This is a genomic window from Flavobacterium sp. K5-23 (genome assembly GCF_023278045.1).
In the GTDB taxonomy this organism is placed as follows: domain Bacteria; phylum Bacteroidota; class Bacteroidia; order Flavobacteriales; family Flavobacteriaceae; genus Flavobacterium.
Genome location: NZ_CP056783.1, coordinates 2,285,327 through 2,307,723 on the forward strand (window position 1 = coordinate 2,285,327; position 22,397 = coordinate 2,307,723).

The window sequence follows — 22,397 nt, forward strand, 5'->3', positions numbered from 1 at the left end:
TTTATGTTTTATAGTGCTGCTAATGCTGCTTCGTAGTTTGGTTCATCCACAATTTCATTTACTTGTTCAGTATGTGTAATTGTTCCATTGGCATCTATAACAATTAAAACTCTAGAATGTAAACCAGCTAATGGTCCATCAACTATTTCCAAACCGTTGTTTTTACCAAAATCACCACCGTTGAAATCAGATAAGTTGATTACATTTTCAAGTCCTTCAGCACCACAAAAACGTTTTTGGGCAAAAGGTAAATCTCTTGAGATACATAATACAGAAGTGTTTTCTAAACCTGCAGCTGTTTCATTAAATTTTCTAACAGAGGTTGCACATGTTCCAGTATCAATACTTGGGAAAATATTTAAAACTAATTTTTTACCTGCAAAATTACCTAAAGTGGCAATTGAAAGGTCATTTTGAATTAATTTAAAATCAACTAATTTCGAACCTACTTTTGGTAATTCACCTATTGTGTTTATTGGATTTCCACCTAATGTAATTGAAGCCATGTTTTATATTTTTTAATGAGGTTCAAAAGTATGAAAATTATTTCAGAATTAGGTTTTAAGATTCAAGATTTTAGTTCCAATGTCAAACTGTGGTAACCAAATGTTTCTTTGATAAATAGAATGTAATTGCATAAAAAAAGCACTCCGTAAAGAGTGCCTTTTGATAATATTGAAAAAGATAATAGTTGTTTTACTTGTCGATAGATCCTAAAACTCGCTTCATAAAAGTATTTAAAGCTTCTTTTTTATCAGTACCGTTTTTAATAAGTTTATGTACTTCTAAAGCGCCGTACATATTTGAAATTAACTCACCTATAACATCTAATTCTTCCTCTTTCAAAGACGAAATTTCAGTCATGGCTTCTAGAACTTCAATTGTTTCAACAATATAATCTTGATCGTTTTCTTCAATGAATTGAGTAAGATGTTTTATTACTGGTAACTTCATGTTTTTTTAGTTTAAAGTTTAAGGTTTAAAAAAGTTTAAGGTTTATATGCTGCCATTGAACATTATGCAATAAAGTTTAAATCTAAATTTTAATTGCGTTGTTGAACAATTTTAAACGTTAAACAAAGAAAACTTTAAACAATTTCGTTTACTAATTCTATAAGTACATCCTGTTTGTTCGTTTGCGTTTCGTTTACTAATACTCCGTTTACGAAAGTGGCAAAAGTAGGCAGGTTACTTACATTAGCTAATTTTCTTGATTCAGGAGAATTCTCAGCGTCCACAAGTACAAAAGTAATTCCTTCGTTTTCAGTAGCCAGTTTTTTAAATTTTGGTTTCATAATTCGGCAATTACCACACCATGAAGCAGAATATTGTACTACTACTTTATTATTTTCAGTAACCAATGAGGCTAGGGTATCTTCGTTTAATTCTATTAACATTTGTTTCTTTTTTTAGGTTCAAAGCAACAAAGGTCCATAGGTTCAGAGGTACAAAGTTGCAAAGGTTTTTTTTGAGTTGAAAAGTTACAAAGGTTCAGAGTTACAGAGTTTTAGAAACTGTGTAAATAGAAGTAGCAAAAACTTTGCGACTATCTGACTTTGAACCTTTGTTACTTTTGTTAATTTAAGCTTAAGTATTCAGCAGTACTTTTTCTGTCAGCACTCATCGCTTCTTTACCAGCTTCCCAGTTAGCAGGACAAACTTCTCCTTTTTCTTGGATATGAGCGTAAGCATCAACCATACGTAAATATTCGTTTACGTTTCTACCTAATGGCATATCGTTAACGCTTTCGTGGAAAATTTTCCCTGTTTCATCGATTAGGTAAGTCGCTCTGAATGTAACATTAGATCCTTCGATAATTACTGAATCAGTTTCTTCGCTATATTCAGTTGAATCAATATCAAGAATCCCTAGGATGTTAGATAAGTTTCTGTTTGTGTCAGCAAGAATTGGGTAAGTTACCCCTTCAATTCCACCGTTGTTTTTTGGAGTGTTTAACCAAGCAAAATGTACTTCGTTTGTATCACAAGAAGCACCAATTACAATTGTGTTTCTTTTTTCAAATTCTGGTAATGCAGCTTGAAAAGCGTGTAATTCCGTTGGGCAAACAAAAGTGAAATCTTTTGGGTACCAAAACAAAAGTACTTTTTTGTTGTTTTTTGTAGCTTCTTCGAAGATATTGATTTTCATGTTATCACCCATTTCTGAAATAGCATCTACTGCAATACTTGGGAATTTTTTACCTACTAATGACATAATTATATATTTATTATTAATTTTTTCTGTGGCAAAAATAGCTAATAAAGAAGAGTTTGGATAATCAATTTCAATTATATAATATTATGAAGTGATAGTATTTGACTATGATTGAAATAAATAAAGCCATAACTTGATGTAAGTCATGGCTTTATTGTTATAAATGGATTTGAAATTACTTTTAGCTATTTGCTTTTTCTGTTACCAATTGTCTAATTTTTATATTGAATGCAGCAAAGATTAAAGTCATAAACGGACTTAAAATATTAAAGAAAGCATAAGGTAAATAATCTAAAGTAGATACGCCTAAAGTACCAGATTGATAGGCTCCACAAGTATTCCAAGGAATCAAAACTGATGTTACTGTTCCGGCATCTTCTAATGTTCTACTTAAATTTTCAGGAGCAAGTCCTTTTTCCTTGTAGGCTTTTGCAAACATTTTTCCAGGAACTACAATAGCTAAATATTGGTCTGAAGCCGTAATGTTTAATGCTAAACAACTTCCTACAGTTGAAGCAAAAAGTCCAAAAGTAGTATGGGCCAGTTTTAATAAAGTTTGACTTATTCTAGCCAAAGCGCCTATAGCATCCATAATTCCTCCAAAAACCATAGCACAAAGTATCAACCATATGGTTCCTAGCATTTTTTGCATTCCTCCTGAAGTAAATAAGTCAGCCAGGGTTTTGTTTTCTGTGGGGATAACGATTTTTCCAGTGATGGCATCCATTACACCTCTATAGGCCGATTGAAAAGTCATCGTTTCAACACCTGCAATTTGATTGACAATATGGGGTTGAAATAATACCGCAAAAACAGCCGCAAGTAGTGTTCCTACTAACAATGCAACTAAAGGCTCCGTTTTTCTTATGATTAAACCAATAACAATAGCAGGTACTAAAAATAACCATCCCGATACTGTAAAAGTAGCTTCAATATCATTTAATAGGCTAGCTATATCTACATTCCCTTTTATATCTACATTTAATCCCAAGATTATAAATAGAATTAAAGTGATGATGAATGTTGGAATTGTAGTTAAGGTCATGTATCTAATATGGGTAAACAAATCAGTTCCAGCCATAGCCGGAGCAAGATTAGTCGTATCCGACATAGGAGAAAGTTTATCACCAAAATAAGCACCTGAAATAACAGCTCCAGCAACCATTCCTAGATCAAAACCCAGTGCGCCACCAACGCCTATTAAAGCAATACCTACAGTTGCACTCGTTGTCCAAGAACTCCCTGTTGCAATTGATATAATTGAACAGATTACTACTGTTGCGGGTAAAAATATGGCGGGACTTAGAATTTGTAATCCAAAATAAATCATCGTAGGTATAATACCGCTTATCAACCAAGTTCCAGCCAAAGAACCAACCATTAGTAGTATTAAAACAGCACCAACAGTCGACTTTATGTTTTCGGCTACTTCATCCATCATTTTTTTATAGGAAACTTTATTAAAGAAACCTACAATAGCAGCAACTGCGCCACCTAATAATAAAACAAATTGATTACTACCGCTTAAAGCTTCGTCTCCGTAAACGAATACATTAAAACCCAACATTATTATAAGCGCTATAACTGGAATTAAAGCTTCTCCTATTGATAATTCTTTATTTCTTAAAATTCTTGTATCCATTCTATGTTATTTGAGTTCGCAATATAAAGAAAAAAGAAGCTAATAGCCTAACGGGTTTTTTAAGATTTTTTTTTTGTATCGAATTAAATATGGGAGTTTTTTAAGCGAAATTGACAATGTTTGACTGTGTCTATTGTCAAATTCGTTTATCAGTTGCCATTTGGAATCGTATCCGAATAATAAATACGTGTATGTTTTAAAGGGGTTAAATCCCTCTAATATGCACAGGAAGAGCGCCTTTGCATTCTAGGTTCTCCAGTAATTGCCGTGCTGCATTTTCATGAAATTCTTCGAAGTCTTGGTAAACTTGAACGATCCCTAATGCTGATGTGATGTTAGGAATAACTTGCAATGCATACGGGTTTCCAAAAACATATAAAAGACACTTTTTGTTGATAAATAGTTTTTTCATAACTTCCAAAACGGCATCTTCTATATCAAAATTATTCATTGGCTTTGCCTTTGGAACAAATAATGAAATAATTATAGTATCGTAATCAATCAGTTTTTCTTCTATCTCTTCAACTCCTTTAGTATCCTCCATTTCAATTGAAAATTCGGCTGAAGCCAAAGTAGAAGCTAGGGTTTTAAAGAAGGTGTTGTCGGTGTTTTTGTATAGGCTTAGTTTGGCCAGTTTGCCTCTTTTTGCAGCCTCAAAAACAACAGCAGTATTGTTATTGTCTTTTATTTTTGTGATGCTTTTCTGTGCAATTTTAGTGTTTAAAAGCGAAGCGGTATCAAAATCTAAATTGGTTTCAACAGCAGTATTCGAAGTTAACAAGCCTACTTTTTCTTTGCATTTCATTAAACGAGTATAACTGGCCTCAATACGTTCAGGACTTGCGTTTTTAAGTATTTCCTGAATTCCTTCTGGGACATTTTCGGCAAAACACAAGACATCATTTCCGGCATTAAAAGCTTCCCATTCCAGTTGGCCTTTCGTGTCGTATAATTTGGATACACTATGCATATTCAACGCATCCGAAATCACTAAACCATCATAATTTAATTGCTTTCGCAAAAGAGTCTCAATAATGGGTTTGGATAATGTAGCCGAAGTGTCTTTTCCATCGTTTAAAGCAGGAACTGCTAAATGCCCGATCATTATCGAATCGACATTATTCTCGATTCCTTTGATAAACGGATACAATTCGTTCTCCATTAACTCCTCTAAGCTTTCTTCTAATACGGGTAATCCCAAATGAGAATCCACATTCGTATTCCCGTGTCCAGGGAAATGTTTCAGGCAGCCTAAAACTCCCACATCGCTCATTCCTCTTAAATATTCAAGGGCAAAACGGGCTACTTTTTCTTTGTTTTCACCAAAGGAACGGTACCCAATCACGGGATTATTCGGGTTGTTATTGATATCTGCTAATGGTGCCAGATTGTAATGAATTCCAGCCGATTTTAAGTCCAATCCTATTTGTCTCCCCACTTCGTAAACCAACTGAGATTCACTTTCAGGTAAAGCGCCTAGCGTGATAGCGTAAGGATATTGAGGTGTTTTTTCAACTCGCATAGCAAGTCCCCATTCCGCATCAATACTCATTAATAGGGGAGTGGTGGCGCATTTTTGATATCGAACAATAAGGTCTTTCAGTCGCAGATAACTATCGTCATTAAAAACAATCTTTTTCTTGGTTTCATAGTTAGTTGCCGCACTGGCTCTACTGTGAAAAAAAGTAAGTCCACCTATGTTGTTGTCTCTAATTAATTGTTCTGTAGCTTGAATATTTTCTTCAGTGTCGTTGATGAAAACGGCAGGGAAAAAGAATTGACCTATTTTTTGTTCTAATGTCATAAAGTACTATTGTTATTGAACCATATAAGTCATATAAGTTAAAAAAATGAAATATACAACGGCATTATACCAAAATCATTGGACTAAAATATAATAATTAATGGTATAAGTAGAGTTTGGTAAAAAAAACTTAAATGCCCTTATATGTCTTATATGTTTTAAAAACTTTTATGTTTATTTTTCCTCCGTTTTCTTCCCGAAATTATCCGGATAGATTAAATAACGCGATAATATTAAGCCTGGAATAGTCGCAATGAAAACCCAAATAAAGAAATTGGCGTAGCCTAAATATTCTTGAATAAATCCACTTAACATTCCAGGAAGCATCATTCCTAAAGCCATAAATCCGGTAGCAAGTGAATAATGAGAGGTTTTTGATTCGCCTTCGGCTACATAAATTAAAAACATCATAAAGGCTGCAAAACCAAAGCCATAACCAAATTGCTCTGCAATAACAGTAGCATAAACATAGTAAACCGATTCTGGATGAAAATGGGAAAGTAATATGAAACCAATAATAGGCAAGTGCATCATTAAAATCATTGGAAGCATCCATTTTCTTAAACCATCTCTAGAAATGGCAATTCCGCCTAAAATCCCACCTAAAGTCAATGATATAACACCAAAAGTCCCGTAAATGATTCCTACATCCTGAGTTGTCAATCCCATTCCACCAACGCTTTTTTCATCTATTAAAAAGGGAGTCAACATTTTTAATAATTGTGATTCTCCTAATCTGAATAATAAAATGAAAGTCAAAACCAGACCAATTTGTTTCTTTTGAAAGAAGCTAGAAAATACAGACCCAAAACTTACTTTTGATTCAAGTGCCTTTTCTTTTGATTGAGTTGTAGTTTCGATTTTTGGTGTAGAAAAATAATTATAGACTGTAAGTACCGCCATAAGCAAACCTACTATAATCATTGTATATGACCAAGCTTGTTGTTTGTCTCCAAAACGCTGTTCGAGATAACCTCCTATAACTACAATTAGTCCATTTCCGGTAAGCATTGAAAGGCGGTAAAAAGTACTTCTGATTCCTAAGAAAAATGATTGTTGGTCTTTTTCTAGCGCTAGCATATAAAACCCATCACTCGCTACATCATTAGAAGCCGATGCAAAAGCCGCAACCCAAAAAACTGCCAAACTGATTACAAAGAAGTGATTCATGGGAATGGTTAATCCTACTATTACAAAAGCAATAGCGATTAATAATTGCATGAATAGAAACCATTTCCTTTTAGTGGAATACAAGTCTATAAAAGGACTCCATAAAGGTTTTATAACCCACGGAAGGTAAAGCAAACTCGTATATATCCCGATATCTTCATTGCTGATACCTAGGTTTTTATACATAATAACTGAAACCGAAATAATAATTGCATAAGGCAATCCCGAGGCAAAGTTTAATACAGGTATCCAATACCAAGGTCTATTGTCTATTTTCATTCTTTTTAGGGCTTTGAATTATTTTAATTTCAGTAGTCGTATTTAATAATGTAGGTGCACTTTCATTACCATAAAAATCGATAAAAGAAACCGCATAAGCACTATTTTCATCCGTTTTATTTTTTTGAATGACTATGTTTATAGTGTCCTTTTTTTCATGGAATGCAATTTTATCAATAATCTGACTCGCATTATTAACGTCAATTTTCAAAGCTGTTTTAGCATTGTAAACCATCACGTAACGTACCATAGTATTCTGTGGATAGTTTAGCGTAAATGTAGAACAAGTACTGTCTGATGAATAATTACATACTGTTGGGATATCAGTAATGGTTTTTTTCGAATTAGGCACAGGAAGTGGCAATGCTGGATATTTGTATTGATTTTCAATTAGTAACTTAGTTACTGAATTGTTTTTGTTTACAAAAGATTTGGCACTAAAATAAGCGTTTCCACTAATGTTTTTGTAACTTCTTGTTATGTCAATCTGATTTGGTATTTCGGTTGGGTCGTTCCATCTTTTATCGGAATCAGCATTTATTTTATAACTACTGTTTCCTATGTAGATGGCTGTATTCTTAGAGTTATTGGCCCACCATTTCAATAATTTAGTATATGAAGCAGTACGATGATCCATACTCCAGTACAATTGTGGAAGCAAGTAATCAATCCAGCTGTGTTCCATCCATGCTAAAGGATCTGCAAATAAATCATCATAATTTGTTTGTCCTGATTGCGTGTCTGAACCCCTTGGATCTACTGATTTGTTTCTCCAAACCCCAAACGGACTGATACCAAATTGTACCCAAGGTTTTACATTTTTGATAGCGTAAGAAGTGTATTTTACATAGTTGTTTACATTCAATCGTCTCCAGTCTTCTAAACTCATACCATTACCATATTTTTTAAATGAGGCGGTGTCATTAAATTCTTCACCAGTAATTTTATAAGGATAAAAGTAATCGTCAAAATGAATGGCATCGATATCATAATTTTTAACTACTTCTTCAACAACGGCAACTAAATGAGTTTGAACCTCTGGTAAAGCAGGGTTGTAGTAGTATTTTCCACCATATTTAATCATCCATTCGGGATGTTTGTTTACATCGTGGTCTGGACTTAAGGTTTCTGTTTTTAAGTCGAATGTGGCACGAAAAGGATTCAACCAAGCGTGAAATTCAAATCCGCGATTATGTGATTCCGTAATCATCCATTGCAAAGGATCGAAATTATTAGCGGGAGCTTTACCTTCTTTTCCAGTTAAGTAACGGGACCAAGGAGCTAGTTTTGAAGGGTAAAAAGCATCTCCTACACTACGAATCTGTACGATTACTGCATTGTAGTTCAGTTTTTTATAAGTATCTAATATCTCTATGAAATCGGCTTTTTGCTTTTCGATAGGATCAACACCACTTTTTGGCCAGTCAATATTTACCACTGTGGCAATCCAAACTGCTCTAAACTCGTTTTTAGGATTCATAATGGTATCTTGGGAAAAACCATTCCAAAACGATAATAGAAATAAAGAAAGCAAGAAAAATGAGGTGCTGTTTTTAGTCATTACAGATGTGTTAATTTAAGTGCCAAAAATAGTTTTTTTAGCCAAATTTTGGTGATAAAATTTCATTATTATTTGGATACCAATATAACAGCAATTTCTTTGCCAAATATATTTTCGAATAATTCTTTAGCTAATTGCCGTTTCTGATTTTTTCTTATTTGATTTATTAATAAATGAGGCGTTATATTTTTATATTTGTCAATCGTTGTCATAGCAACTGACTTTTCTCTTAATTTAGTTTTTATAATGTAATTTACATGTCGATATCTTCCCAATTAAATCAATTAGCATCGTCTTTAGAAGGTACCCTTTTATATGATGAATTGCATAAAACACTTTATGCAACAGATGCTTCTGCTTACCGAATTATGCCTCAGGCGGTAGCTATACCTAAAACCGTTGATGATATTGTAAAACTAATGCTTTTTGCTCGTGAAAATAATATCTCTCTAACTCCTAGAACGGCGGGAACTTCCTTAGCGGGGCAAACTGTTGGTGACGGAATTGTGGTAGATGTTTCAAAGCATTTTACGAACATTGTCTCTTTCGATAAAGATAAGAAAACGATAACGGTTCAGCCTGGAGTTATCCGGGATGTGCTGAATTTATATTTAAAACCACACGGATTATTTTTTGGTCCTAATACTTCCACTTCAAGTCGTTGTATGATAGGCGGGATGGTAGGGAATAATTCTTCGGGGACGACATCGATTCGGTATGGCGTTACCCGAGACAAAATTGTAGAAATTAAAGCAGTTTTGAGTGATGGTTCCCAAGTGGTTTTTGGCGAATTAACCTCGGCTCAATTTATTGAAAAGACTAAAGGAAACAGTTTAGAAAACGACATTTACAGAAAGTTATTCGAAGAATTATCAGTTGCCGCAACACAAGAAGAGATAAAAAACGAGTTTCCAAAACCCGAAATTCACCGTCGCAATACGGGTTATGCGGTGGATATTTTATTGAAGTCGGATTTGTTTTCGGGAACTGAGCCAACAATAAACGTTGGGAAATTACTTTGCGGAAGCGAAGGAACTTTGGCATTTACTACTGAGGTTACTTTGAAAGTGGATGTTTTGCCTCCTTCGAATAATGTAATGGTTGTCGCCCATTTTCATTCCATTCAGGAAAGTCTGGAAGCGGTTGTGACAGCTATGAAACATCATTTGTACACTTGTGAAATGATGGATGATACTATTTTGAACTGTACCAAAAACAACAGAGAACAGGCCAAAAACCGTTTTTTTATTCAAGGCGATCCTAAGGCAGTGATTATGCTTGAAGTGGCTTCTTACGAAAGTATGGAAGATGCCGAAATGCAAGCGAATGCTTTGATAGCTGATCTTGAGAAGTATAATTTTGGCTATGCTTTGCCTAAGATTTATGGAACCGATATTGATAAAATAAACGAGTTGCGTAAAGCAGGTCTTGGACTTTTAGGTAGTATTGTTGGCGATGAAAAAGCAGCTGATTCTATTGAGGATACAGCAGTTGAACTAAGTGATTTACCGAGTTATATTGCCGAATTTTCGGCTATGATGGAACGTCACGGTCAGGAAGCAATATACTATGCGCATGCCGGAGCGGGTGAGATCCATTTGCGTCCTGTGTTAAATTTAAAAACAAAAGAAGGCGTTCATCAGTTTAGAAACATCGCTACTGAAGTGGCTGTTCTAGTAAAAAAATATAGAGGTTCGTTAAGTGGAGAACACGGTGACGGAATCGTGAGAGGGGAATTTCTTCCTTTTATGATAGGCGAGAAAAACTATGAGTTGTTAAAGCGCATTAAATTAGCTTTCGATCCTTATTCGGTTTTGAATATGGGGAAGATTGTGAATGCTTTAAAAATGGATGAAAATCTACGCTTTGAACCCGGTAGAGAAGAACCAGATATTGAAACGATTCAGGATTTCACTGATAGTATGGGAATTTTGCGTTTGGCCGAGAAATGCAATGGCTCGGGAGATTGTAGAAAACCACCTTCGGCTGGAGGAACGATGTGTCCGAGCTATCGTGCCACCCGAAATGAAAAAGACACGACTCGTGCCCGCGCCAATGCCTTAAGAGAGTATCTAACCCATTCTGAAAAAGACAATAAATTCAACCATAAAGAGCTTTATGAAGTTTTCGAATTGTGTGTGAGTTGTAAAGCTTGCGCCAGTGAATGCCCTAGTAATGTAGATGTATCGGCCTTGAAATCGGAGTTTTTATATCAGTACCAAAAAGCAAACGGTTTTTCTATTCGAAATAAAATCTTTGCACATAATGCTAAATTGAATAAACTAGGTAGTCTTTTGCCTGGAGCGACAAATTTCATACTCAACCAATCCTTGGTGAAAAAGAGTATGGGAATTGCTTCCAAAAGGGAAGTTCCTTTATTGGCACCCAAATCATTCCGAAAATGGTATGAAAAGAACAAATCTAAAACGGGACAAACGAGTTTTGTAAACGGAAAAGTGTATCTTTTTTGTGATGAATTCACGAATTACTATGATGTTTCGGTGGGGATTGATGCATTCGAATTATTATCGAAATTAGGATATGAGGTTGTAATGGTTAATCACGAAGAAAGCGGAAGAGCGTTTATATCCAAAGGTTTTCTGGAAGAAGCTAAGGCTGTGGCCAATAAAAACGTGGCGGTTTTTGCTCCAATAGTTTCTGATGATTGTCCGTTGATAGGTATTGAGCCATCAGCTATCTTGACTTTCAGGGACGAATATTTGCGACTGGCAGATGATAAAGAAAGTGCAACAACCTTGTCTAAAAACGTATTTACTATTGAAGAGTTTTTTAAAAATGAAATAGCATCAAATAGAATCCACTCCGAACAGTTTTCAACTGAAGACAGACAAATAAAAATCCACGGACATTGCCATCAAAAATCATTGAGTTCGATTGAAGCTACTTTTGCAATGCTGAATTTACCCAAAAACAACAAAGTGACCATTTATAATTCGGGTTGCTGTGGTATGGCAGGTTCTTTTGGTTATGAGCAAGAGCATTATGATATTAGTATGCAAATGGGGGAAGACACTTTGTTTCCAAAAATTCGTTCTACTGATACTATTGTGGAGATAGCGGCTGCAGGTACCAGTTGTCGCCATCAAATATTTGACGGAACCAAAAGAAAAGCGCAACATCCTGTAACAATATTAAAAAATTGTTTGAAATAGATTGTTAATATATTGTGTAGTCGTCACTGAAAATTGCTTTTTTTGGCAGCTTCAAATATACCGAACTGTTTAATATTTATTTTTTAGTTATTTGTCTCCATTAAAAATACATCATTTGCTTTTTAAACAATGGAAAATGTATAATTTGACTTATTATATGGTTTGTAATAAAAAATATCACCTCATTTCTTGGTAGATTGAAATTGTTTTATACATTTGGTTTTTAATTAAAACTTGCGTTATTGTTACAATAAAAGCATATTATTTACGGGATATTAATTTTTAATGAGAAATTTTAGAGTATGACATTTTCAAGTTTATTTAGAAAAAAGACAGTACAAGATATTTTAAAACAGGTTGAAAAAAATGAAGCTGACGGGCATAATGCTTTAGGAAGACATTTAACTGCGAGAGATTTAACTGCTTTTGGTATTGCTGCAATTGTAGGTGCCGGTATTTTTAGTACGATAGGGAAAGCCAGTTCTGATGGTGGACCTGCAGTGATTTTTCTGTTTTTATTTACGGCTTTAGCTTGTAGTTTTGCTGCTTTTGCTTACGCAGAATTTGCTTCTATGGTTCCCGTTTCCGGTAGTGCTTATACTTATTCTTATGTTGCTTTTGGGGAACTGATGGCTTGGATCATTGGTTGGGCCTTAATTATGGAGTATGCCATAGGTAATATAACCGTCGCCATTTCCTGGAGTGATTATTTTACGGGATTACTCGAAAGTGGCGGTCTGCATTTACCGCAATGGGTTCAAATGGATTATTTGTCAGCATCAAACGGGTTTAAAGACGCTACAGCTTTAATGCAAAGCGGAAAATCTTTTGAAAATTTAGCCGAACCATTAAAAGCTGCCTATACCGCTTGGACAACTTCACCAACGATAGGTTCCTTTCATCTAGTGGCCGATTTGCCAGCTTTGTTTATCATTATTTTGATTACGGCATTGGTATATCGTGGGATGAAAGAATCTCGTAATGCGAGTAATGTTATGGTTGTCGTTAAATTATGTATTATCCTTTTAGTAATAGCAGTGGGTGCATTTTATGTAGATACTGAAAATTGGACACCATTCGCGCCTAACGGTGTGAGCGGAATATTGAAAGGAGTTTCAGCGGTTTTCTTTGCTTATATAGGTTTTGATGCTATTTCGACAACTGCCGAAGAGTGTAAAGATCCACAACGTGATTTACCTCGAGGAATGATGTGGGCCATTATTATATGTACCATTTTATATATTGTAATTGCCTTGGTTTTAACCGGAATGGTGAATTATAGCGAATTGAATGTGGGTGATCCATTGGCTTTTGTATTTCATAAACTGAATTTAAAATGGATGTCGGGGATTATTGCGGTGAGTGCCGTAATTGCAATGGCGAGTGTTTTATTGGTTTTCCAAATGGGACAACCTCGTATCTGGATGAGTATGAGTCGTGATGGTTTGTTGCCAAAGAAATTCTCAAGAGTACACCCAAAATATAAAACACCTTCATACGCTACAGTAGTTACCGGATTTGTGGTTTCAGTTCCTGCTTTGTTTTTGAACCTGACTATGGTAACTGATTTGTGTAGTATAGGAACATTATTCGCTTTCGTATTAGTTTGTGCGGGTGTATTAGTGTTGCAAAACAAGAAAGATATTCCAAGAGGGAAATTCAAAACGCCTTATATGAATTCAAAATATGTAATTCCTTTTATGCTGGCTGCAGGATTATTCTATGCTTTTAATTACAACAATAAGGCTACGATGGGTTTCATTACTAATGAAACAAAAACTGTTAACGCAACGGATATCATCACTTCTTTAAACAAAGAAGAATCTAAAAAAGTATATGAATATTTATTGAGTATCGATACTAAAAAGAACACTGCCGAAACTCAGGATTTAGAATCTATGTTAATGCAATACCAACAAGACGATACTAAATACGCAGAAGTAGTTGCAGGATTACCTATAGGTGATGAACTGAAGTTTGAAAGTGGTTTCGATTTGTTCAAACACAAAATACCAATGTGGATTTTCTTAATCTCATTAATAGGATTGACAGTGTGGTCATTCAAGGAAAATTTATCTTTAATTCCTTTGTTGGGATTAGTAAGTTGCTTGTATATGATGGCGGAATTAAGCGTTTGGAACTGGATTTATTTTTCCATCTGGTTGCTTATCGGGCTTTCAATTTACTTTGGCTTCAGCCGAAAAAACAGCAAGCTGAGTCATATGTAGTTTTATTCTATAAGAAATTATTTTATACAGACCGTCTTGATTCAATTCAAGGCGGTTTTTTAAATTAGGAATGTCTCTTGTAAATGTTGAAAAGTATATAAGAAAAATAGTGTTATTAAAACAAAACGCTTGAAAAAGTTGTATACATTTGATGTTATTTACAAGTTAGTAGCCAGTTACTCCAAAAATGCGAAGAAGAAAGAAATAATGAGAAATTCACAGTTAATATTAGAAAATTGAAAAGAGTTTAAATTACTAATTAAATAGATAGGATTAACGCAAAAAAAATAGAGCCAAAAGTGGAAAATACAATAACAAATACTCAAATTAATAACAAAACAAAATTTGCTATCCTTCCAATTATAATTTGTTTGTTTGTGACAATAACATCATTAGGATTATTTTATTTAACTATAAATTCATCTAAAGCAGGAATTTTTCTTCCTATACTTTTATTGATATTTGTAATTTTTTTTTGGTTAACTGAATTCAGAACTAGAGCTCATAAAATAGAAATCCAAAATGAAAAGATTATAGTAAGTGAATATTTTGGACTTGGAAAAAACAAAGTTTTTAAGTTAAAGGATTTAGAAGGATTTAATGTATTACTTCAACCAAGTAAATCTGGTTATTATGAATATATATTTATACTCAATGAAGGAAAACGAATTGCTTCAATTTCAGAATTTTACCATAGAAATTATAAAACTATGAAATCTGTAATTGAGAAAGAAATTAAATATTTGGGGAAAACCGAATATAAATTCAAATACGGATATGAAGAGATGTTTAAATAAAAATAATACTGCCGGCAGAAACTTGAAAAGTTTGCGATTAAATCATATTTCCGAAAAAAATAACCGGCTACTAACCGCCATTTAGCGAGATTGTGGGTTTAGTGGAATTTCCGTTTTTTAATGACGTTTACGTTCAGCCGAAAGTACTCGTTTTCAAAAGTCCACAACCTCGCTAAGTGTCATAACGTTGGGCAACATATTAACCAAAAAAGAACGAAACCAAAAAATGAAAAAAATTGTAATATTAAGTCTGATTTTATTGTCAGCTAAAAGTTTCTCACAAACAAAAAATTTTATCGATTTACCATATATTGAAACTTCAGCTAAAGTTGATACTTTAGTAGTTCCAGATAAAATTTATCTGAATATTATGATTACGGAAAAGGACACAAAAGGCAAAATATCTGTTGAAGAACAGGAGAAAAAAATGAATGATAAATTAAAATCTCTCGGAATTGCAACGGAAAAACAATTGACTTTAAACGACTTATCTAGTAATTATAAAAAATACTTTTTAAAACAACAAGACATTCAAAAAAGCAAAAACTATACTTTAATAGTTTATAATGCGAAAGTTGCGGGAAAAGTAATAATCGGTTTAGAAGAAATTGAAGTATCAAATGTTACATTAGAAAAAACAGAATACTCAAAAGCTACAGAGATGATTTTGACTTTAAAAAGCAAAGCAATACTGAAAGCAAAAAATCAAGCAATTGCGATGACTAAACCAATAAATCAAAAAGTTGGAAATGCAATTTATATTTCAGATTATAATAATATTTCAAATATGTTAAGTGGAAGAGCAGCAGGACTTCAAATTCGTGGAATGGCACCCTTAAAAGATAAAGACAACTTTGAACCAATTGACATTGAGTTCGAAAAAATAAAAATTGAAACCGAAGTTAAAGTGACATTTAAACTGGAATAAAAATACGATTGCCCAACAGCTGTTTTGAGCTAGCTGGAGTTTAGTGGAATTACCGTTCCGCATCAAGTTTTCGTTAAGCCGAAAACTGAAAGGTTACGAATTTCCAGCCATCTCAAAATGGCGAAACGTTAGTGTCAACCAAACCTCACGAAATCAAAAAAGAAGAATTTATGAAAAAAATATTGCTTATTTTATTTACAATTTTACTCTTAAATTGTTCAAAAAAAGCAGACACTTTTGATTTATCTATTTCAAATCACAATTATAAATTAGATATAGAAACAGGGGAATTAAATATAGATTGGTACAGAAATTATAAAGGTCAAGTACAATTTTCTAAAGAAGAAAACGAAAAAATAAATGAATTAATATACAAATATCATTTAGACACGTTAAAAGGAGAAAAATGGGTTTGTGGAAATGAAATTTTAATTATGCCTAATTTTAATGACGTAATTACACTGAAAAAAAAGAATTCAATAACTTCTAAAATATACATTTCTACTCAAGTGAGTTTAGAAAAATCTAAACCAAATAAAACTGAAATTGATATTTTTAACTTTAAAGAAGAGTTTTTTAAAATTCTGAATAAAAACGGTGATTTTAAAAGAAATATGGATACCTTAAAAATTGCTAAAGAAAATGACAAAAGACTATTTCTATAAATTGGCAGCCACTAACAGCTGTTTTGATATAGCTGGAATTTAGTGGAATTACCTTTTCGCATCAAGTTTTCGTTAAACCGAAAACTGAACGGTTACTAACTTCCAGCAATCTCAAAGTGGCAAAACGTCAAACTGTCTAAAAACCAGATTAAGATAAGAGCCTATCGCTAACAGCGAAGGTTAGTTACGTGCACAGCAGCAACGCCCGAGGAAAGGAATATAAATCAACGTATAAGAAAGAAGCTGTACAATAGTTTCCACTTTTGAAATACTTAAACACATTACTAAAAAATGAACGGAGAAAAGAATTTAGAATTACTTTTAAAAACGATGAACCCAAAACTGAATATCGGTAAATATGTGTTTTGTAAAGTTGAGAATTTAGAAAAAATCACTTTGAATGACATTGTAATGACTTTCAAAGAGGAAGAAGGGATTACGGTTATTGCGGAAAAAGAAATTGCAGAAAAACTAAATTTAGACTATTCTTATGTTGCTTCTTGGATTACATTAACAATTCATTCTTCATTAGAGGCAGTAGGACTTACGGCAGCATTTTCAAAAGCATTGTCAGAAAATGGTATTAGTTGTAATGTTGTTGCCGCTTTTTATCACGATCATATTTTTGTTGACATAAAAGATACTGAAAAAGCAATGGAAGTTCTAAATGATTTTTCGAAATAAATAAAAAGAATAGCTTTGTAAACTTTTAAGCGTAATCATAAAGCATCTAATGCTAAAAATAATAATTAACCAATGTCAGTATATAAAACAATTGCAGAATTAGGGTCTAAGTTTGTTGGGAAAAGTAAACTCTTTAAATACGGGTTTAACTATTCGCCTATGTATAGAAGAAGTACAGCCAAGATAATCGATATTTCAGAGGATTTATTGAATGTAACAGTTAAACTTCCTATAAGTTATAAAAACAAGAACTACGTAAACTCCATTTTTGGAGGAAGTATGTTTTCGGCGGTTGATCCTATACCTATGATTCAGTTGATGAATTTATTAGGGAATGATTTTGTTGTTTGGGATAAAGCAGCAGAAATCTATTTTAAGAAACCAGCCAAAGAAAATTTGTTTGCGGACTTCGTTTATACAATGAGTGAAATAGACGAAATTAAAGCGAGAGTGGAGAGTGAAAACGAAATTGAAATCACTACAATTACAAAGCTCACCAATCTAGATCGTACCGTAACATACTGTGAAGTTAAGAAGACGATTTATATCGCTGTTAAATCATTTTACATCGAAAAAAAGAAATTAAAAAACCGACAATAGTAGTTTTAATTTAATCTATAATTTTTATAGTACTCCAATTTCCAGCATACAAGCCTTCATCATTTCGTATGTTCTTTCGATATTGTTGTCTAAACCTATAGAGAAACGAATTAATCCATCAGTTAATCCCATTTCTACTTGTTTCTAAGTAGTCTATCATCTTTTATTGTCAGCAGAAAAGTATAACTATAAAAAATCAGAATAGAATTTTTTATAGTGTATAAATAAATAAATTATTTAATTTAAAAAACAGCATTACATCTATATTTAAGGGAATAATATTATGAATTAAATAATCAAATTTATTATGTTTTGTTGTTGTTTTTTATTAATTTAGAATTTTATAAAAAGTTTAAAATTATCACATAATTGAATACTTAAAAGGACTAAAATATAATTTCATCTTGAATTAATTTAAATATGGAAGAAGTAGTAAACACAACGTATAGTTCATTACAAAATATTTTTTTATTTGATGTTTCAAAAGAAGAGCAATGTAAATTTGATATTTATTTTGCATTAGAATTATTGCAAACAAAAGACAAAGTATTAATTACAGTTGGAAGTCTGTGGATTGAATCTATTTTTCAAGCTCTTAATTTTGATAAAAATGTGCATTCCTCTTTATTTTTGAATTTAGAACTAAACTTAAAAGTAACACATCCAGATCTTGCAAAACTTGCAGTCTTAGCCGCAAATGTTACGGTATTATCCGTTGGGGAGTATATAAATAGAGAAGAGACTCTTATAAATAATATTACGAATTGGCATATTAAGTTGTTTTCTAAAATTGATAAAAGTGCGATTCCTCAGTATTTAAATAGCATGAAAAATGACGGACAGAAACATATTGATTTTATATATGAATCTAAAGAAAATGAAAGCTTAGAAATATTTGTAGCATATTGTAGTTGGGTTAATTCAGTGCTTTCTTCGTTAAAAGTCGAAACAATTAGCTTAGTTAGATTTTTAAATACCATTAAAATTTTTATGAATATTCAATTAATAGAAGAACCTTTTGTTTATGATATTTTTATTAATGAGGGGATAAGTTCTCTATTAAAACAAAAAAATAATGATATTTTGATGAATGATTTTACTGAGCCAATACATAGTGAATATTTGAAATTACTTCTAAAAGGAGAACGACAAAAAGCGGGTATTTTGATTCATAAATTATTAGATGATGGAATGGATATTAAAACTATTTATTTGAAAATTTTTCAAGAATCTCAATACGAAATAGGGCGGCTTTGGGAAAAAAACGAAATTTCGGTTGCACAAGAACATTATTGTACAGCGACAACCCAAATGATTATGTCTCAATTATATCCTAAAATCTTTAAAGAGAATAGTCTAAATAAAAATATTGTTGCGACATGTGTAGGTGACGAATTACACGAAATTGGAGTGAGAATTGTTGCAGATTTCTTAGAAATGGAAGGCTGGAATACATACTATTTAGGCGCAAACACACCGATTATTGCTATTATAGAAGCTATTGAAGAATATAAGGTTGATATCCTTGCGATTTCGGTAACGATGGTTCCACATGTTAAAAATGCCAAAGAATTAATCCAGGAAATAAGAGAAAAATCATCACGAGAAGTAAAAATTTTAGTTGGTGGATATCCTTTTCATATTGATGAAAATTTATGGATAAAAATAGGTGCTGATGGATTTTCAAAATCAGCGATTGATGTTCATAATACAGCAATTAAATTATTAAAAGCTATTTAATGAAAAACGGATTTTCTACATATTGTACACAATACGGCGTAATAAAAGAAATCATTCATGATGGTGTTGGTATTTTAGTTCTAGACAAATCTTTTTTGACTTTAGTAGAGAAATCAAGCATGGGCAAATTTTTTTCCTTTTTAAAAGAATTAAATGATAAAAGAAGTGCTATTGGATGGGAAGTTAATTTTGAATTTATAAACAACGAGTATCACACCTATTATATAGCAGGGATAAAAAATGATAATGATACCCTAACTATTATAGGTTCTACAGAAAATAGGAGTACACGTAAATTTTACGAGGACTTAATGTTGATAAATAATGAACAAGCAAATAACATTCGTTTGTTATTAAAAAATGATAATAAAAAAGACCAATCAATAAAAAAGACCAATAAATCATTTGATGAGTTGACAAAGTTAAATAATGAGATGGCAAATCTTCAAAGGGAACTCATCAGAAAAAATAACTTATTAGATACAGCTAATAGCAAACTGGAAGAATTAGATATTTTGAAAAATAATTTTTTAGGAATGGCAGCTCATGATCTTAGAAATCCACTTTCTTTTATTCAAAATTATAGTGAGATTCTTCTGAATGAATCAAGTACAATAAAAGAAGGTGAAAAGGAACAGATATTGACAGATATTCATAAATCAAGTTTAATGATGTTGAGTATTGTAAATGATTTTTTGGATGTAAGTAAAATTGAATCTGGTAAATTAGATTTAAATATATCAAAGGTTGATTTAATTGAGATTATAAAAGCAAGTATTGAATCTAATAATTTTATTGCTTTAAAGAAGGAGATAAAATTAGATTTTCATAGTGTTATGAAATCTTTTATTATTGATGTAGATTCTAATAAAATTCTTCAAATATTGAATAATTTAATTTCAAATGCTATAAAATATTCACATTCTATTACTAATGTTGATATAAATTGTATTATGAATGAGAATGAAATATTAATTGAAGTTATTGACCAGGGCCAAGGTATTCCTTCGTCTGAATTAAAAAACATATTTAATGCCTTTACTATTACAAGTGTAAAGTCGACGGCTAATGAGAAAAGTACGGGGTTAGGATTGTCAATAGTAGAAAAAATTGTTAAGGCGCATGGAGGTGAATGTGGGGTAAAAAGTGAAGTTGGAGTTGGATCTGTATTTTGGTTTACAATTCCTTTTAAAGATGAGCAGCTTAATAATAATACGGTAATTGAAAAAGTTTACGAAGGAAATAGTTACGATTGTTTAAATGGAAAAGTAGTTTTAATTGTTGATGATGATAATTTAATGAGAAAATTGGAAGAAAGAATTTTCTTGAATCAAAATTGTGAGGTGCTTATTGCTTGCAATGGACTTGAAGCTATTGAAATTATTAATAAAAGAGATAAAATAGATTTTATATTAATGGACTATTTAATGCCTATTATGAATGGTATAGAAGCTACTCTTGAAATTAGAAAAAAATATTCTCAATATGAATTACCTATATTTGGATTAACCGGTTTGTCAGAAGTTGAAGTAAAAAATGAATTGATAGCAGCAGGAATGAATGACGTGCTTGTTAAACCTATTAAAAAAGATCAAATAATTGAATCACTTCTTAAATTAGTTTTAAATGGATAAATTTTTAGAATGGACAAAAGAGGAAGTTTTAAAAGAATTATCAAGCTTTAATTTGGAAATTGAAACTTGGCCAGTGGATTTTCAAAGGAAAATTTTGGGTAGTAATTCAAAGCCTCTTTTATTAGAAGGTTGTGGTTATATTGATGAGCTAAAAAAAATTAATATTAAGTACACATCCATTTACGGTAGTAATTTAGGAATAACGACACTTATTATCTACCCTATTAATGACACGATTAACTTACCCATATTTGCTGTTGAATGGGTAGTAATTGCTGAAAAAATACATCTGTTGGTTTTAGATGTTGTTTATGTTGAAAACGCAAAAAAAAATATTTCGAATCAATTTAGAAAGTTACAAGAGGAAAAGTTAAAGATTTTTCCTCTTAACAAAGAAATTCCGGATTGGTATATTGATATAATGGGGCCACATACTATTTATGGAAATTCAACCAAAGATAAACTAGGTGAAATGAAAAAAATGTTTAAAGAATACTTAAAGTTATATGGCGATGAATTGAACTTAAAATATAAAAATATCTCTTCAGGGCCGGAACATGAAAAGATAAAAAAATATAAAATTCACCATTATTTAAATTCACCGGCTAAAAGAATTTTGACAACTGACACTCTGTGGGTTGATGATTATTTAAAATTATATCACTTTGGACCTGCATATATAATTTAATTATGATACACGAAAAATTAAAAAAAGAAACAACCTTACTACATCGTAATGTTGAACGTAATTCGATGTTAAAAAGAGTAATGGATCCAAATTTAACGGTAGATTATTATTCCATAATTATAGAAAAATTTTATCATTTTCATCAAGAAATTGAAACTCAATTAGTGAAATTTAATAATCAGCATAAACTTATAACCGACTTAGATAACCGACTTAAATGTGATTTTCTTGAAGCTGATATTGTAGAATTAAATATTGTTAAAACTAATTTACCTAAAAGATATATAGAAATAAATACGGCCGAAGATTTTTTTGGTGTATTGTATGTAATCGAAGGCTCTACATTAGGAGGACAATATATTATTCCAAAATTAAATGTATCACTGCCAGAATTAAAGCATTCATACTATAATGGATTTGGGGATGAAACTAGAAATTTATGGCTAACATTTATTAATCAATTGACATCTACACAAGACGCCCTTAATCATGAAGAAGTTGTAAAAAGTGCAAATTTGACCTTTTCAACCTTAATTGAATTGTTTAAAGAATAAATGATTTTTAAAGATTTAAAAACCATTTTTTCTAG

19 protein-coding genes are annotated in these 22,397 nt (G+C 32.1%); 11 read left to right on the plus strand and 8 right to left on the minus strand.

Annotated elements, in window-relative coordinates; translation table 11 throughout:
• Positions 1-8: 8 nt before the first annotated feature.
• The 8 genes from tpx to FLAK523_RS10050 all read right to left on the minus strand — a co-directional run bounded on the left by tpx (position 9) and on the right by FLAK523_RS10050 (position 8,671).
• Positions 9-506, minus strand: a complete 498-nt coding sequence (tpx, locus tag FLAK523_RS10015) for a thiol peroxidase (RefSeq protein ID WP_248903019.1) — start codon at positions 504-506, stop codon at positions 9-11.
• Between the two features lie 190 nt (positions 507-696).
• Positions 697-954, minus strand: a complete 258-nt coding sequence (locus tag FLAK523_RS10020; protein WP_248903021.1) for a hypothetical protein — start codon at positions 952-954, stop codon at positions 697-699.
• Between the two features lie 134 nt (positions 955-1,088).
• Positions 1,089-1,397 carry a co-chaperone YbbN gene (locus tag FLAK523_RS10025; protein ID WP_248903023.1) on the minus strand — a complete coding sequence of 103 codons (309 nt, stop codon included), beginning with the start codon at positions 1,395-1,397 and terminating at the stop codon, positions 1,089-1,091.
• Between the two features lie 179 nt (positions 1,398-1,576).
• Positions 1,577-2,215, minus strand: a complete 639-nt coding sequence (locus FLAK523_RS10030; protein ID WP_248903026.1) for a peroxiredoxin — start codon at positions 2,213-2,215, stop codon at positions 1,577-1,579.
• A 181-nt stretch (positions 2,216-2,396) separates the two neighbouring features.
• Positions 2,397-3,857 (minus strand): Na+/H+ antiporter NhaC, encoded by a 1,461-nt coding sequence (gene nhaC, locus FLAK523_RS10035; RefSeq protein ID WP_248903027.1) that lies wholly within the window; start codon positions 3,855-3,857, stop codon positions 2,397-2,399.
• A 205-nt stretch (positions 3,858-4,062) separates the two neighbouring features.
• Positions 4,063-5,661, minus strand: a complete 1,599-nt coding sequence (locus tag FLAK523_RS10040; RefSeq protein ID WP_248903029.1) for a glycoside hydrolase family 3 protein — start codon at positions 5,659-5,661, stop codon at positions 4,063-4,065.
• 174 nt (positions 5,662-5,835) lie between these two features.
• Entirely contained in the window at positions 5,836-7,110 is a 1,275-nt protein-coding gene (locus FLAK523_RS10045) for an MFS transporter (RefSeq protein WP_248903031.1), read from the minus strand.
• Positions 7,094-8,671, minus strand: coding sequence for a glycoside hydrolase family 10 protein (locus tag FLAK523_RS10050; RefSeq protein ID WP_248903033.1), 1,578 nt, complete (start codon positions 8,669-8,671; stop codon positions 7,094-7,096). Before FLAK523_RS10050 ends, FLAK523_RS10045 begins: the two co-directional genes overlap by 17 nt.
• A gap of 257 nt (positions 8,672-8,928) precedes the next feature.
• Between FLAK523_RS10050 and FLAK523_RS10055 the strand changes: the two genes are divergently transcribed.
• From FLAK523_RS10055 to FLAK523_RS10105, 11 genes are all read left to right on the plus strand, one after another.
• Positions 8,929-11,844: an FAD-binding and (Fe-S)-binding domain-containing protein gene (locus FLAK523_RS10055; RefSeq protein WP_248903035.1), complete on the plus strand. Its 2,916-nt coding sequence runs from the start codon at positions 8,929-8,931 to the stop codon at positions 11,842-11,844.
• A gap of 302 nt (positions 11,845-12,146) precedes the next feature.
• Positions 12,147-14,072 (plus strand): amino acid permease, encoded by a 1,926-nt coding sequence (locus FLAK523_RS10060; RefSeq protein ID WP_248903036.1) that lies wholly within the window; start codon positions 12,147-12,149, stop codon positions 14,070-14,072.
• A gap of 299 nt (positions 14,073-14,371) precedes the next feature.
• Positions 14,372-14,869 carry a hypothetical protein gene (locus FLAK523_RS10065; protein ID WP_248903038.1) on the plus strand — a complete coding sequence of 166 codons (498 nt, stop codon included), beginning with the start codon at positions 14,372-14,374 and terminating at the stop codon, positions 14,867-14,869.
• A 226-nt stretch (positions 14,870-15,095) separates the two neighbouring features.
• Complete coding sequence (locus tag FLAK523_RS10070) at positions 15,096-15,797, plus strand: SIMPL domain-containing protein (protein ID WP_248903040.1); 702 nt, start codon at positions 15,096-15,098, stop codon at positions 15,795-15,797.
• A 170-nt stretch (positions 15,798-15,967) separates the two neighbouring features.
• The gene (locus FLAK523_RS10075) at positions 15,968-16,462 is read left to right on the plus strand and encodes a hypothetical protein (RefSeq protein WP_248903041.1); all 495 of its coding nucleotides are present in this window, start codon (positions 15,968-15,970) and stop codon (positions 16,460-16,462) included.
• A gap of 291 nt (positions 16,463-16,753) precedes the next feature.
• Positions 16,754-17,146, plus strand: coding sequence for an ACT domain-containing protein (locus FLAK523_RS10080; protein ID WP_248903043.1), 393 nt, complete (start codon positions 16,754-16,756; stop codon positions 17,144-17,146).
• A gap of 72 nt (positions 17,147-17,218) precedes the next feature.
• Complete coding sequence (locus FLAK523_RS10085; protein WP_248903045.1) at positions 17,219-17,746, plus strand: PaaI family thioesterase; 528 nt, start codon at positions 17,219-17,221, stop codon at positions 17,744-17,746.
• 420 nt (positions 17,747-18,166) lie between these two features.
• Positions 18,167-19,486, plus strand: a complete 1,320-nt coding sequence (locus FLAK523_RS10090) for a B12-binding domain-containing protein (RefSeq protein WP_248903047.1) — start codon at positions 18,167-18,169, stop codon at positions 19,484-19,486.
• Positions 19,486-21,120, plus strand: a complete 1,635-nt coding sequence (locus tag FLAK523_RS10095; RefSeq protein ID WP_248903049.1) for a hybrid sensor histidine kinase/response regulator — start codon at positions 19,486-19,488, stop codon at positions 21,118-21,120. The genes FLAK523_RS10090 and FLAK523_RS10095 overlap by 1 nt, the downstream gene beginning before the upstream one ends.
• Complete coding sequence (locus FLAK523_RS10100; protein ID WP_248903051.1) at positions 21,113-21,808, plus strand: hypothetical protein; 696 nt, start codon at positions 21,113-21,115, stop codon at positions 21,806-21,808. The genes FLAK523_RS10095 and FLAK523_RS10100 overlap by 8 nt, the downstream gene beginning before the upstream one ends.
• Before the next feature lie 2 nt (positions 21,809-21,810).
• Positions 21,811-22,362: a biliverdin-producing heme oxygenase gene (locus tag FLAK523_RS10105; protein ID WP_248903054.1), complete on the plus strand. Its 552-nt coding sequence runs from the start codon at positions 21,811-21,813 to the stop codon at positions 22,360-22,362.
• The last annotated feature ends 35 nt before the right edge of the window (positions 22,363-22,397 follow it).

Coding starts and splice junctions, on each gene's coding strand:
- FLAK523_RS10095 (WP_248903049.1), top strand. CDS start 19,486: ATGAAAAACGGATTTTCTACATATTGTACACAATACGGCGTAATAAAA.
- FLAK523_RS10070 (WP_248903040.1), top strand. CDS start 15,096: ATGAAAAAAATTGTAATATTAAGTCTGATTTTATTGTCAGCTAAAAGT.
- FLAK523_RS10040 (WP_248903029.1), bottom strand. CDS start 5,661: ATGACATTAGAACAAAAAATAGGTCAATTCTTTTTCCCTGCCGTTTTC.
- tpx (WP_248903019.1), bottom strand. CDS start 506: ATGGCTTCAATTACATTAGGTGGAAATCCAATAAACACAATAGGTGAA.
- FLAK523_RS10090 (WP_248903047.1), top strand. CDS start 18,167: ATGGAAGAAGTAGTAAACACAACGTATAGTTCATTACAAAATATTTTT.
- FLAK523_RS10060 (WP_248903036.1), top strand. CDS start 12,147: ATGACATTTTCAAGTTTATTTAGAAAAAAGACAGTACAAGATATTTTA.
- FLAK523_RS10075 (WP_248903041.1), top strand. CDS start 15,968: ATGAAAAAAATATTGCTTATTTTATTTACAATTTTACTCTTAAATTGT.
- FLAK523_RS10100 (WP_248903051.1), top strand. CDS start 21,113: ATGGATAAATTTTTAGAATGGACAAAAGAGGAAGTTTTAAAAGAATTA.
- FLAK523_RS10055 (WP_248903035.1), top strand. CDS start 8,929: ATGTCGATATCTTCCCAATTAAATCAATTAGCATCGTCTTTAGAAGGT.
- FLAK523_RS10030 (WP_248903026.1), bottom strand. CDS start 2,215: ATGTCATTAGTAGGTAAAAAATTCCCAAGTATTGCAGTAGATGCTATT.
- FLAK523_RS10085 (WP_248903045.1), top strand. CDS start 17,219: ATGTCAGTATATAAAACAATTGCAGAATTAGGGTCTAAGTTTGTTGGG.
- FLAK523_RS10080 (WP_248903043.1), top strand. CDS start 16,754: ATGAACGGAGAAAAGAATTTAGAATTACTTTTAAAAACGATGAACCCA.
- FLAK523_RS10020 (WP_248903021.1), bottom strand. CDS start 954: ATGAAGTTACCAGTAATAAAACATCTTACTCAATTCATTGAAGAAAAC.
- FLAK523_RS10025 (WP_248903023.1), bottom strand. CDS start 1,397: ATGTTAATAGAATTAAACGAAGATACCCTAGCCTCATTGGTTACTGAA.
- FLAK523_RS10050 (WP_248903033.1), bottom strand. CDS start 8,671: ATGACTAAAAACAGCACCTCATTTTTCTTGCTTTCTTTATTTCTATTA.
- nhaC (WP_248903027.1), bottom strand. CDS start 3,857: ATGGATACAAGAATTTTAAGAAATAAAGAATTATCAATAGGAGAAGCT.
- FLAK523_RS10105 (WP_248903054.1), top strand. CDS start 21,811: ATGATACACGAAAAATTAAAAAAAGAAACAACCTTACTACATCGTAAT.
- FLAK523_RS10045 (WP_248903031.1), bottom strand. CDS start 7,110: ATGAAAATAGACAATAGACCTTGGTATTGGATACCTGTATTAAACTTT.